This window comes from Flavobacterium potami (assembly GCF_020026915.1).
GTDB lineage: Bacteria > Bacteroidota > Bacteroidia > Flavobacteriales > Flavobacteriaceae > Flavobacterium > Flavobacterium potami.
This window is the reverse complement of sequence record NZ_JAINUY010000003.1, coordinates 89,180-103,157: the sequence shown is the minus strand read 5'-3', so window position 1 is coordinate 103,157 and position 13,978 is coordinate 89,180. Positions and strand designations below refer to the sequence as shown.

Here is a 13,978-nt window from a genome sequence, read left to right as displayed (position 1 = left end):
TAATTTTTATGCAAATATAGAGAGTGTTTTGAATATAATTCACTAAAACACATGGTATTTTTAGATATCTCTATTAGAAATATTGAAAATTTCAAATTAAGAAGTAAATGTTTACCCTTTCGGGCATTTTCAAACACAAACCATCTTTTTAAACAAATTAGAACTAATGTTTGAATATTATTAAGTCAAAAATGCCTTATTTTGTGCTTTCAATTAACTAAAGTATTATGCAATCAATTCAAGCCAATAACTACCTCGTACATTTCAACCAAAATGCTTACGAAGCTTTAAATAAACATTTAAAAGAAAATAAATATTCTAATATTTTTATAATAGTTGATGATCAGACTAATGAGTTTTGTTTGCCTAAATTTATTCCACATTTAGAAACAGATCTAGCCATCGAAATTATCGAGTTTGAAGCTGGAGAAGCAAATAAAAACATCGAAACTTGTATCGAAATCTGGAACATCCTTACAGAACTTGGAGCAGATAGAAAAACATTAGTTATTAATGTTGGTGGTGGCGTTGTTACCGATTTAGGTGGTTTTGTTGCTTCTACTTTTAAAAGAGGAGTAGATTTCATCAATGTTCCTACTACTTTATTATCTATGGTTGACGCTTCTGTTGGTGGAAAAACTGGAGTTGATTTAGGAAATCTTAAAAATCAGATTGGTGTAATCAATGTGCCTCAAATGGTATTAATTGACACAGAATATCTAGAAACTTTACCACAAACAGAAATGCGTTCCGGTTTAGCCGAAATGCTAAAACACGGTTTGATTTACGATGCGCCGTATTGGAGACAATTTTCAGATTTGAAATCGATTGTTTTTGACGAATTAGATCAATTGATTTATCGTTCTGTTGAAATTAAAAATGAAATCGTGATTCAGGATCCGACTGAAAAAAACATTCGTAAAGCCTTAAATTTTGGACATACTTTAGGACATGCCATAGAAGGATATTTCTTAGAAAGTGAAGAAAAAACAACTTTGTTACACGGAGAAGCTATTGCAGTTGGAATGATTTTAGAAAGTTATATTTCATTAAAGAAAAATTTAATTTCTGAAGAAGAATACAGAGAAATCAAAGCCATTATAAAAGGTATTTATGACGACGTTGTTTTTGAAGAAAATGATATCGATCCGATCTTAGAATTACTTATTCATGACAAAAAAAATGAATATGGTTTAATTCAATTTGCATTAATTGAAGGAATCGGGAAGATAAAAATTAACCAATCCGTTGAAAATAAATTAATTCTAGATGCGTTTCAAGATTATAAATCTTAAACTTTTTTTAATCGAAAGCGTTGCATTTGGTATATTTTATTTTTTACATTTGCCCCATGAAAACAAACAAGCAGCAAAGACAATTTAGCTCTTATCGAAACCGTCTCAACAGTTCTTTATTAAGAATGTTGAACCGTTTTTACAATAGTAAAAGTCCACTTTGTTTTGATGTTTTCCAATGTTCAAAAGCTGAGCATGAAAAATTGCCGATTATATTCGCCAATATTAGAGTTTGAATTTAAGATTTAGTACCTTAATATCTAAATTAAAATAAAATTACAATCTCTAAAAAATTGACAAATATAATGAATACAAAATATTCGGATCTAATAAACCAGACATACTACTTTCCACAAGAGGAATTTAAACTAAACAAAGACAACCTATTGTTTCACAACATCGATTTGATGAAATTGGTTGAGCAATATGGTACACCATTGAAGTTTACTTACCTTCCTCAGATTTCTGAAAACATCAATAAAGCAAAAGCTTGGTTCAGAAAATCGATGGAAAAAAACAAATACGACGCAAAGTATTACTATTGTTATTGCACAAAAAGTTCTCATTTTGAATATATTATGAATGAAGCTTTTAAGAATAACATTCACATCGAGACATCATCTGCTTTTGATGTTAATATTGTTGAGAATTTACTTGAAAACGGAAAAATCAACAAAAGTACTTATGTAATTTGTAACGGATTCAAAAGAGATGAATACATTTCTAACATCGCAAGATTAATTAATAACGGACATAAAAATACTATTCCGATTATTGACAACTACGAAGAGTTAGATTTACTTCAGGCAGAAATAAAAGGAAAATTCAAAATCGGAATTCGTATTGCTGCTGAGGAAGAACCTAAATTTGAGTTTTATACTTCAAGGTTAGGTATCGGTTACAAAAACATCGTTTCTTTCTATAAAAAACAAATTCAGGAGAATGATAAATTAGAGCTCAAAATGCTTCACTTTTTCATTAATACCGGAATCAATGATACATCATATTACTGGAATGAGCTTGTAAAATGTATTAAAGTATACATTGCACTTAAAAAAGAATGCCCTACCCTAGATGGTTTGAACATTGGTGGAGGTTTCCCTATTAAGAATTCATTAGCTTTTGAATATGATTACCAATATATGATTGATGAAATTATCAATCAGATTAAAATTGCCTGTGATGAAGCTGAAGTTGATGTTCCAAATATTTTTACGGAATTCGGATCATTTACTGTAGGTGAAAGCGGTGGTGCAATCTATCAGATTTTGTATCAAAAACAACAAAATGACAGAGAAAAATGGAATATGATTGATTCATCTTTCATTACCACATTACCAGATACTTGGGCTATAAACAAACGTTTTATTATGCTTGCGGTTAACCGTTGGAATGATACTTACGAGCGGGTTCTGTTAGGAGGTCTTACTTGTGATAGTGACGATTATTACAATTCAGAGCAAAACATGAACGCCATTTATTTGCCTAAGTATAATAAAGAGAAACCACTTTATATTGGTTTCTTTAATACTGGCGCTTATCAGGAAACAATTGGAGGATACGGAGGTTTACACCACTGTCTAATCCCACAACCAAAACATATTCTAATTGACAGAGACGAAAACGGAATTCTGGCTACTGAGGTATTCTCTGAGCAGCAGACTTCAGACGACGTTTTAAAGATATTAGGATACAAAAAAAAGTTGTAAAAAAAAGGGCAGATTAAGTAATGGATATCTTTAGAAAATTCTTAATTTGCATTAACATCCAAAAAGGTTAAACTTTTTAATTCAAAAAAAAAAAAAAACAAAAACAAAAGAAATGAAAGGACCAATCAGTCAGTTTATTGAAAAACATTATTTGCATTTTAACTCTGCTTCATTAGTAGATGCTGCAAAGGCATACGAGCAGCAATTAGCTGATGGTGCAAAGATGCTAGTGAGTATGGCTGGCGCAATGAGTACAGCTGAAATTGGTAAAATTTTTGCCGAAGTAATCAGACAAGACAAAGTACATATTATTTCATGTACAGGTGCAAATTTAGAAGAGGATATCATGAATTTAGTTGCTCATTCTCACTACGAAAGAGTACCAAATTACCGTGATTTAACTCCAGAAGACGAATGGGCTTTATTAGAAAGAGGATTAAACCGTGTTACAGACACTTGTATTCCTGAACATGAAGCTTTCCGTCGTTTACAAAAACACATTTACAAAATCTGGAAAGATGCAGATGATAAAGGAGAACGTTATTTTCCGCATGAATTCATGTATAAAATGTTATTATCTGGTGTTTTAGAAGAATATTACGAAATTGACTTAAAAGATAGCTGGATGTATGCAGCTGCAGAGAAAAACTTACCGATTATCGTACCAGGATGGGAAGATAGTACAATGGGTAATATCTTTGCTTCATACGTAATTAAAGGTGAACTGAAAGCGTCTACTATGAAATCTGGAATTGAATACATGACTTTCTTAGCAGATTGGTATTCAAAAAACAGTTCTAACGGTATTGGATTCTTCCAAATCGGTGGTGGTATTGCAGGTGACTTCCCTATCTGTGTTGTACCTATGTTGTATCAAGATATGGAAATGCACGATGTTCCATTTTGGAGCTATTTCTGTCAGATTTCAGATTCTACAACTAGTTACGGTTCTTATTCTGGAGCAGTTCCAAATGAAAAGATCACTTGGGGTAAATTAGACATTAAAACCCCTAAATTTATTATTGAGTCGGATGCTACAATTGTTGCTCCGTTAATTTTTGCATATTTATTAGATTTATAAAATAATTTATGAAAAGAGTTATAGTAGACTACGCTAAACTTACCAATGAAATTTTGAACCTTTTGGTTGAAAAATTTCCTGATGGTTACGACGATTCAGATGTAATTCGTTTTAGAAATGCTAAAAACGAATTGGTTGAAGCCGTTGAAGTTCGTACTGAAGATACAATTTACTTGGTAAAAATTAGTACTAAACTTGCTGACAGAATTGAAAACTACGATGAAGATGATGATTTGGATGTTGATGTAGATGCAATTACACCAGTAAAAGGAATGGATCTTGATGATGATATCAGCGACGACGATGACGATGATGACAATCAAGATAAGCCAGATTCTGACGGTGGAGATGGAGATGACGACGATGACGACGACGACGATGACAAAGCAGACACTGATTATGATGAAGACGAAGAAGATGAAGATTAATTCATTTTCTTTAAAATAAATAAAAGGAACTCAACTCGGGTTCCTTTTTTTATTGTTATTAAAATTCTTATTACTATTAAATTTTTATATTTATAAGATTATTCTTATTTTTAAATCCATGATATAAAAATTATAAGCCCATGACTTCAGAAATTTTACACGCTACCTTAAAAGAAAATTTTGGTTTTGAAAAATTCAGACCCAATCAAGAAACCATTATTAATACTATTTTATCTGGACAAGATACATTAGCTATTATGCCCACTGGTGGCGGAAAATCTATATGTTTTCAGCTTCCTGCTTTAATACTCTCAGGAATTACAATTGTAATATCACCATTGATTGCTTTAATGAAAGATCAAGTTGACAGTTTAAAAACAAATGGAATTTCTGCCTGTTTTATAAATAGTTCTCAATCGTCACAAGAACAGCAATACTATATTGATAATTTAAAATCGAATACTTTTAAGTTAGTTTATATTGCACCAGAAAGTCTTTCATATCTGGATATGGCTTTTAATGAGCTAAAAATTAGTCTGATAGCAATTGATGAGGCGCATTGTATTTCTTCATGGGGCCATGATTTTAGACCGGCATATACAAATTTGGGTTATTTAAAAAGCCGCTTCCCTTCTACTCCTGTTTTGGCTTTGACTGCAACTGCAGATAAGGCTACTCGCACAGATATTGTTAAACAATTAAATTTAAATAATCCTAAAACGTTTATCGCCTCTTTTGATCGTAAAAATTTAAGTTTAGAAGTTCGTCCGGCATTAGATCGTGTTACACAAATTATTGATTTTATTGAAGATAAGCCAAATGAATCCGGAATTATTTACTGCTTGAGTCGTAAAACAACTGAAGAGCTAGCCGAAAAATTAAAGAAAAAAGGTATTTCCGCAAAAGCTTACCATGCGGGTTTAGACAATGAAACTCGTGCCAAAACGCAAGATCAATTTATAAATGATGATTGTCAGGTAGTTTGTGCTACTATTGCTTTTGGAATGGGGATTGATAAATCGAATGTTCGCTGGGTAATCCATTATAATTTACCTAAAAATATTGAAGGTTATTATCAAGAAATTGGACGTGCAGGAAGAGATGGTTTGCCAGCCGAAACTTTATTGTTTGAAAGTTACGCAGATGTAATTCAACTTCAGAAATTTGCTTCCGACGGATTGAATGCTGACATTCAATTGGCAAAATTAGATCGAATGAAACAGTATGCAGATGCTGTAAGTTGTCGCAGAAAAATTCTCCTTTCTTATTTTGGAGAGCTCGTTACCGAAAATTGCGGAAATTGCGATATTTGCAAAAATCCTCCAACTTTTTTCGATGGGACGATTCTCGCGCAAAAAGCATTATCTGCTATTACCCGTTTAAAGGAATCTGAACCCTTGGCCGTAATTGTCGATTTTTTGAGAGGCTCGAGAAATTCCTATATTTATGAAAAAAATTACCAAGAACTAAAAACGTACGGAACTGGTCATGATATTTCTTGGTACGATTGGAATCAATATCTTATTCAATTGATTAATTTAGGATATTGCGAAATTGCTTTTCATCAGCACAATAAAATTCTGCTTACTCCTTTTGCTAAAAAAGTTTTGTTTGAAGGAGAAAAAGTAAAACTAACGACGGTCGTTAAGAAAGTAGTTGACAAAAATGAAATCAAACAAGAGAAAGCTAAAGTGGCTAAAAATTCTCTTTTTGAAACACTTCGAAAATTGCGTTACGAAATTGCTCAGGAAGAAGAAGTTCCAGCATATGTAATTTTTAGTGATGCTTCATTAAGACAAATGGAAGTTTTACGACCTATGAATGATGAAGATTTTCTTGCCGTTGAAGGAGTTGGTAAAGCAAAACTCGAAAAATATGGAAATGAATTCATCAATGCTATAATTGAATTTCACAGAAATAAATCAGTAGTTAAAAAAGAGAAAAAAGAAAATACATATAAGAAGACTTTAGAATTATTTGAAAGCGGAATTTCTGTAGAAGAAATTGCAGAAAGACGTAATCTAGGACAAACTACGATTATTTCTCATTTAGCTAAATTATATGTAGATGGACATAATATCGATCTAAGTCAGTTTGTTTCTGAAGAGGAAATTTTAAAAATAGAAAAAGCTCAAATTGAATTAGAAAAACCAGAAGCATTGAGACCTTACTTTGAATATTTTGAAGAGAAAATGTCTTATGATAAGATTCGATTTAGTTTGGCATTTTTGGAGAGGAAAAATCAAAAATCATAAAACGATAGATAATTATAACTAACAAGACTGGGTTTCGACTTCGCTCAGCCAGACAATAACCTCTATTGACTAGTTTGTCAGGCTGAGCGAAGTCGAAGCCTCAGTTTCTAAAAGAAAAAAAGCTGCACTTTTAAAGTACAGCTTTTTTTATATAATTTTTTACAAATATCTTTCTTCAAAAACTTTTTGATGATGCTTTGCATGTCCAATTATTACAAAACCTAAAGCACGAACCGAAATTTCATTATTTGAAGCTGTTCCAATTCTTTTAAGTTGTTCTTCAGATAAACTTTTGTAAAACAATAAATTTGAATGTCTTACAGCTGAAAATTCAGTTAACAAATCTTGAATACTTCTAGCATTTGCATTCGTGTTAGCTGCATAATCACTTTCTTCAAAACTTGGCAAAGGAGTCTTGTCATTTCTAGAAAAACGCAGAGCACGATACGCAAAAATACGTTCTGTATCAATTACATGCTGAATGATTTCTTTGATAGTCCACTTCCCTTCTGCATAACGATAATCAAATTTATCCATTGGAATATTTTGAACAAATCGAATAAATTCGTGAAGTGAAATTTCCAATTCTTCAATCAGAATTCCGTCACCAGCCACTTTAATGTAAGTGCCAAAATGACCAGAATATTCATTATCTAATAATTCTGCTGCTTTCATTTTTGTATTTTTAAGCTGAATTTCTACTTGCGTTAGTATTTCCAAAAAGAGATCTAGTTACAATTTTTTCGTAAACCTTAATCAATTCCTCGTTTGGAGATTCGTCTTTGTTTAATTCATTAATTCTCAATAAAGCATATTGTTGAATTGTCAGCAACGGTAATACAATACGTTCTCTGATCTGAATTGAAGCAATACCATCAGGATAGTTTTCCATCAATGTTTTGTGATCTGCAATTTTCAATAACAAACGTTTTGTTTCTGAAAATTCATCGTAGATAATTTGCCAGAATTCACCAAACTCAGGATCATTCTTCATGTAAGCTGTCAAAGGCAAGAAAGATTTTGCTAATGACATCATACTATTCTCAAGCAATGTCTTAAAAAACAATGAATTATGATACAAGTCACTAACTTTATCCCATTGTCCAGATTCTTCAAAATGTCTCAATGCAGAACCTACTCCAAAGAAACCAGGAACATTCTGTTTTAACTGACTCCATGAACCAACGAACGGAATTGCTCTTAAATCGGCAAAATCTAAAGATTCAGATTTGCTTCTTTTTGAAGGACGACTACCAATGTTAGTTTTTGAGTAATATTTCAACGTACTCATTTTTTCCAAATATGGAATAAACTTTGGATGATTTTTAAAACTTAAATATTTCTCATAACCCAAATTCGCTAAATCTGTTAAGATTTGAGTTTCGTCTGCAGTTAATTCATTTTTTTCTTTACTGAATACTTGATTTGTAACACCAGCACTCAATAAGTTCTCAATATTATAACGACAAGAATCTAAAGTTCCAAAATTAGAACTAATAGTCTGTCCTTGAACGGTAATCTGAATTTCGTTATTTTCAATTTTTGGACCTAACGAAGCATAGAATTTATGTGTTTTTCCACCACCACGAGCTGGAGGTCCACCACGTCCGTCAAAGAAAATAGCTTTAATTCCGTATTTTCTCGAAATTTCAGTTAAAGAAATTTTAGCCTGATAAATACTCCAGTTTGCCATTAAATAACCACCATCTTTAGTTCCGTCAGAGAAACCAAGCATGATCGTTTGTTTATTTCCTCTTTCTTTTAGGTGTTTAGAATATTCTGGATTTGTGTACAATTGCTCCATAATAGAATGAGCATTTTGCAAATCATCAACAGATTCAAAAAGTGGAATAATATCAACAGAAGGATTTTCCCAATTATTCAAACGAATCATTGCAAAAGTTTCCATAACATTTAAAGCACTTTCGTTATTACTAATAATATAACGGTTTGCACCTTCTTCTCCATTATTTGCCTGAATCGTCTTAATAGCCTGAACAGATTCTAAAGTAGATTGTGTAATTTCATTTTCGAAATCAGCCGGATTTAAATCCCCTTTTACTTTAGATAAAACATTAATTTTTTCATCTTCTGTTAACTCATAGTAGTTTTTAGGGAAAATATCTGAACCAGAATTCAGGTAATAATCTACAACATCTTTAAAAACGATATTATGAATCTTGCTATTCTGACGAATATCTAAAGTCGCAAAATGAAATCCAAATAAATTAATTTTTACAAGAAAAGCCTCCAACTCATCTAAGTATAGAGATTGGTGTTTTTCAATAATTATAGTTCGGATTTTATTTAATTGCTCCAATAATTCCTCTAAAGTGATGAAAATTTCGCCTTTAGAATAGAATACAGAACGATAAAGTTTATTTTCAAGATCGGCTACTAAAGTATCTACACCTGAGAAAGTTAACTTGCGTTTAAGATTTCTCATTTCGATGTAATAACACTTCAAGATAGAAGTACGTAAACGATCTGCAACTTTTAGCGTAATTTCTGTAGTAACGAACGGATTTCCGTCACGATCACCTCCTGGCCAAAAACCAAGTTTTATTAACTGGTTCTGAATAGGACTTCCTTCTAAAATATTTTTTTGTAGATAATGTACAATTTCACCAGCAGTAGCGTAAAACACATTTTCCAGATACCAAATTAAACTTACCGCCTCATCGTAAGGATTCGGTTTTTCATTTTGAATAAATGGTGTTTTACCCAACTGAGCCAATAATTGCTTAATCTGCAAAAGATCATTCTGACGAATAGCTTCTGTCAAATCATTTATAATTCCTAATACAGGTCCAGGATAAAATTGAGTTGGATGCGCGGTTAAAACCGTACGAACATTGAAATCTTCAAGAAATTGAATTAATTCGTCGTCTTTTTCTTTAGCGTCCGATTTCTCTTTAATGTCACGCAAAGACCCGCGACCCTCCATATTATTTACTTCTGGAAAAGCTGCATCCTCAATGGCATCAAATAATACAATTTGACGTTCTATATATTGAATAAATCGAAACATTAAATCGATTTTTTCAGTTTCTGAAGCATTATTCAGAAATTTATTTGAAAAGAAATCTACGATCTCTTTTGGTGTTTCTTGTTTTTTAAATCCCGTTTCGCAAGTTTCTGTAAATAAAGGCAGTAGTACTCCCGTATTATCTATAGAATCAAAAGGTAATGTTATAAAAACACTATTATAAATGTGGTATTTTGAGAGAACGTCTTGATTAAAACGTTCAATTTTTGGCAACGTATACATAATCGTGTTATAGTTGGTTGGTTAATTAGTCATAAAAAAACCCCAAGAATAAACTTGAGGTATATTTTAATATAGCATTCAAGAAAAGTTATTACATATTTTTGAAAATAGTATGCATCAAACGTTTCTTATCGTTTATACTTTCTTCTAATGAAATCATTGTTTCTGTTCTGTAAACACCTTCAATATCGTCAATCATAAAGATAACTTCTTTCGCGTGTTTAGTGTCTTTTGCTCTAATTTTGCAAAAGATATTGAATTTCCCTGTAGTTACAGAAGCTACAGTTACGAATGGAATTTGATTAATTCTCTCTAATACAAATTTAGTTTGAGATGTATTATTAAGGAATACCCCAACATAAGCAATAAATGAATAACCTAATTTATCGTAATCTAAGGCTAATGAAGACCCCATGATAATACCGGCATCCTCCATCTTTTTTACTCTAACGTGTACTGTACCAGCAGATATCAATAGTTTTTTTGCAATGTCAGTAAACGGAACTCTCGTATTGTCTATTAACATATCTAAAATCTGGTGATCTACTTCATCTAAACGAAATTTACTCATAATTGTTTAATTAATATTACTAATTGCTATTACAAAGTATAAAATTATATATAAAAAACAACAAATTCACAAAAAAATTAACTTTTTATTAATCCGTTAACAAATTTAACATTTTTATTTAAATAAAAATTTGCTTTTTGACCCACTTTTGGAAAATTTGAGAAATCGTCTGAATATTCCTGCCCTTTTGCATCGTATTCATAATGTCCAAAATATTTTTCCAATTCGCCTACTTCAACTATGTAAGCATTAAAATGAATCTTATTTTCGATTAATTCTTCTTTGTATTGTGCGACAAAATTCGTAATAATTTCGATACCATCATAATTTATTTTGACATTTTTATACATAAAATCATAAAAAACCACATTATTTTGTGAAATATTCAAATATTCACCAAATCTATTATCAACTAAATCGTTTTCGGAAATCAATTTGAAGCTCAAAATTAACGAGAAAAATATGAATTTACGCGTAATTTCCCTCTCGTAGTCGTCTGGAAAGTGCCCTGCCTCAAATAAAATAGTCGGAACGCCTAAAAATTGAAAAGTGTCTCCTATACAATTAATATTGAAGGAATCATCAAAGCGTCCTACCTGTCCTGGAATATATTTTTGAAGTTCTTCAGTAATGCCGGCAATGATATTGATCGCTTTTAGTCTATTATCATTTACTTCTCTTTCTTCATTATATGAAGGAGCTAAGAAAGAAACTGTAGCTGGTTTTCCTGTTGTTCCAGCGCCGAAAATAGTGCGTTGATCATGGAGATTAAAGCAATAATCGGGTTTAAAAGTTTCGAAAACTTCTCTTAGAACGTTACTTTCTGGTTGTGTCAAATCTTGAGAATCACGATTTAAGTCTATTTCATTCGCGTTTGCACGAGTATAAAGTCTTGCTCCGTCAGGATTTAAAATTGGAATACTGTAAAAAGTAAAAGTTTCTAGCAGCTTTTTTGACAATTCAGTCTCGTCATTTAGTAAGTTAATGAAGTCGAAAAGTGCTTTTGTAGTAGTGCTTTCGTTACCGTGCATTTGTGACCAAAGATAGACACGAGTTTTTCCTGTTCCAATTTGGTAACTATATATAGGTTCTCCTAACACCGATTTCCCGATAATCTGAACTTGATTGTTAGTGTTTAATTTATCTAAAAGTGGTTTGATGTGATCTAATGTCAGGTATCTTCCAGATATGGATTGCTCTTTGTATTGGTTAAAAAGTTGTTCTAAATTCATTGTGTTTTGATTAGTTTACAAAAGTAAACATCTTTATTTTTACAATTGTAAATTATTGAAAAAGATAATAATTTAGAAATGTAAACAAGGATGTTGATTTTTTAAACAAAGTTGGAAGATATAGAACTAATTGATTATATTACTTCATATAAAATATTTCAAAATATTTAATTTCAACTATTTATGTTTTATAATTTAATCTAAAACTTTAAGTATGTTGAATTAAAAATCGATGTTTAACTTTCTAAAATTGTTATACTTAACCTTTTTGTTTACATTTGTAAATATATTATTTTAAACAATAATTTACAATGGTAAACATAGATGAATTTGTAAAAAGACTTGAGATAATAATGGATTATTATAGTTTGAGTACCTCCGCATTTGCTGATAAAATTGGTGTACAGCGTTCCAGCATGTCTCATCTTTTGTCAGGAAGAAACAAACCTAGTTTGGATTTTGTAATGAAAATTTTAGAAGTTTTTCCAGATGTAGATCTATACTGGATTTTATTTGGAACAGGAAATTTCCCAAAAAATAATGAGACTATTACTTCTGAAACTATAAAGCCCATCTCTCCTATTTTATCCGATAAAAATTTCGAAGAGGATTTATTTTCAACAATTGAAATTAAAGAAGAAAAAAAAGTAGAACCAAAAATTATAACAGAAGCAAAAAACTCCAATTTTAATTTTGAAAATGAAGAAATTGAGAAAATCGTGATTTTTTATAAAAATGGCACATTTAAGGCCTATTCTTCGTAATTGAAAAATTAGCGCGTATTTGATACTTTGTCCAGAAAATTTTCATCTACGCGATTCTCACGCGTTTGGATAAATTCTCAGAAATTATAGTTTTACCCCATTTTCAGGAATCTTACCAACAACTCCTTTATAATGCTGTTTTATAATTTCAAAGTCCGCTTCGTAATTTCCTGTCGGAAAAAATGGTTTTCCAAAATTAACTTCTTTTTTGCCCCAATCAAAAGTTACGGGAACTATTGGTACTTTCGCTTTAAGCGCAATAAAATAAAATCCAGTTTTTATTTCTTTTACATTTTTTCTTGTTCCTTCTGGAGCAACAGCCAAACGGAAGATTTCTTTTCTATCAAAAATAGCAGCAATAGAATCGACTTTATTCAATCCGCCTGAACGATCTAATGGTTCACCGCCAACATTTCTAAAATAATAACCAAATGGGAATTTAAATAATTCTTTCTTTCCTACCCAATTCATTTCTAACCCAGAAATACCTCTAGTGAAAAGTCCTATATGAAAATCATGATTACTGGTATGAGGCATAACCATAAGAATGCATTTCTTTACTTCAGCATTTTCTATCCCTACTATTTTCCAGCCCATTAGCTTGAAAAATATGAATTTGTACAATAGTTTTTTCATTAATCATTCAAAATTTGGTGCAAAATAAAAGATTTAATGCTAAATTTGAGTAAAAGCATAAAAAATGATCCAAAAACTTTTCAGTTATATTATTCCAATAAAAATATTCAAAAAGAAATCTTCAAGAAGTAAAACCATTGAAGTGACGTGGGCAAATGGCGAATTAGTATTGGATTCTGAAAATACCAATTATTCATACGGAAGTTTGCAACGCATCTTAAGGTACGGACTTCGAAATATTGGGTATGATAAAATTTTAAAAATGAATCATATTCTATTACTAGGAGTTGCTGGAGGAAGTGTGGTAAAAACGTTGGTTGATGAAATTGAATACAAAGAAAAAATTACTGGAGTTGAGATCGATCCAGATATGATTGTGGTTGCCAACCAGTATTTTAATCTAAACAAAATCAAACAATTGGAACTTATAATTGATGATGCATTTGAATTTGTTTTAAAAACTAAAGAAAAATACAATCTTATTATTATAGATGTTTTTGAGGATACCAACATGCCAAATTTTTTATTTGAAAAGTTCTTTTTGGATAGAATTTGTACGCTTTTAAACAAAGGTGGTTTTATTCTTTTCAATACCATGATTTTGGATGAAGCTCATAATGTTCGCAATAGAAAATATATTTCTGAAGTAAATACGGAAATGTTTACTGCAAAAATGCTGCCTCGCATCGAAATACACAATGAATTAATAATTATAAATAAAGTTGCCTAATTTTTT

The 13,978-nt window shown here is 31.0% G+C and carries 12 protein-coding genes; 7 read left to right on the top strand and 5 right to left on the bottom strand.

Features of this window, described 5'->3' with window-relative positions; all coding sequences use genetic code 11:
* Positions 1-227: 227 nt before the first annotated feature.
* From aroB to recQ, 5 genes are all read left to right on the top strand, one after another.
* The gene (gene aroB / locus K6T82_RS09965) at positions 228-1,295 is read left to right on the top strand and encodes a 3-dehydroquinate synthase (protein ID WP_223705786.1); all 1,068 of its coding nucleotides are present in this window, start codon (positions 228-230) and stop codon (positions 1,293-1,295) included.
* A gap of 305 nt (positions 1,296-1,600) precedes the next feature.
* The gene (locus tag K6T82_RS09960; RefSeq protein ID WP_144212632.1) at positions 1,601-3,004 is read left to right on the top strand and encodes a type III PLP-dependent enzyme domain-containing protein; all 1,404 of its coding nucleotides are present in this window, start codon (positions 1,601-1,603) and stop codon (positions 3,002-3,004) included.
* Between the two features lie 112 nt (positions 3,005-3,116).
* Entirely contained in the window at positions 3,117-4,085 is a 969-nt protein-coding gene (locus K6T82_RS09955) for a deoxyhypusine synthase family protein (RefSeq protein WP_095931202.1), read from the top strand.
* 8 nt (positions 4,086-4,093) lie between these two features.
* Positions 4,094-4,513, top strand: coding sequence for a DNA primase (locus K6T82_RS09950; protein WP_223705785.1), 420 nt, complete (start codon positions 4,094-4,096; stop codon positions 4,511-4,513).
* Between the two features lie 140 nt (positions 4,514-4,653).
* Positions 4,654-6,768 (top strand): DNA helicase RecQ, encoded by a 2,115-nt coding sequence (gene recQ, locus K6T82_RS09945; protein ID WP_223705784.1) that lies wholly within the window; start codon positions 4,654-4,656, stop codon positions 6,766-6,768.
* Positions 6,769-6,927: 159 nt separating this feature from the next.
* Here recQ and K6T82_RS09940 read toward each other — a convergent pair whose 3' ends face one another.
* From K6T82_RS09940 to K6T82_RS09925, 4 genes are all read right to left on the bottom strand, one after another.
* On the bottom strand, positions 6,928-7,443 hold the full coding sequence (locus K6T82_RS09940; protein ID WP_223705783.1) for a DinB family protein: 516 nt from the start codon (positions 7,441-7,443) through the stop codon (positions 6,928-6,930).
* 10 nt (positions 7,444-7,453) lie between these two features.
* Entirely contained in the window at positions 7,454-10,039 is a 2,586-nt protein-coding gene (locus K6T82_RS09935; RefSeq protein WP_223705782.1) for a phosphoenolpyruvate carboxylase, read from the bottom strand.
* A 91-nt stretch (positions 10,040-10,130) separates the two neighbouring features.
* The gene (locus K6T82_RS09930) at positions 10,131-10,610 is read right to left on the bottom strand and encodes an Lrp/AsnC family transcriptional regulator (RefSeq protein ID WP_007805990.1); all 480 of its coding nucleotides are present in this window, start codon (positions 10,608-10,610) and stop codon (positions 10,131-10,133) included.
* Between the two features lie 77 nt (positions 10,611-10,687).
* Positions 10,688-11,842 carry a M14 family metallopeptidase gene (locus tag K6T82_RS09925; RefSeq protein ID WP_223705781.1) on the bottom strand — a complete coding sequence of 385 codons (1,155 nt, stop codon included), beginning with the start codon at positions 11,840-11,842 and terminating at the stop codon, positions 10,688-10,690.
* Positions 11,843-12,153: 311 nt separating this feature from the next.
* On the opposite strand from K6T82_RS09925, the gene K6T82_RS09920 reads away from it, so the two are divergent.
* Positions 12,154-12,606: a helix-turn-helix transcriptional regulator gene (locus tag K6T82_RS09920; protein WP_223705780.1), complete on the top strand. Its 453-nt coding sequence runs from the start codon at positions 12,154-12,156 to the stop codon at positions 12,604-12,606.
* Between the two features lie 84 nt (positions 12,607-12,690).
* Here K6T82_RS09920 and K6T82_RS09915 read toward each other — a convergent pair whose 3' ends face one another.
* Positions 12,691-13,242, bottom strand: a complete 552-nt coding sequence (locus K6T82_RS09915; protein ID WP_223705779.1) for a 1-acyl-sn-glycerol-3-phosphate acyltransferase — start codon at positions 13,240-13,242, stop codon at positions 12,691-12,693.
* A gap of 64 nt (positions 13,243-13,306) precedes the next feature.
* Here K6T82_RS09915 and K6T82_RS09910 point away from each other — a divergent pair, with 64 nt between their 5' ends.
* Entirely contained in the window at positions 13,307-13,972 is a 666-nt protein-coding gene (locus K6T82_RS09910) for a spermidine synthase (protein ID WP_223705778.1), read from the top strand.
* The last annotated feature ends 6 nt before the right edge of the window (positions 13,973-13,978 follow it).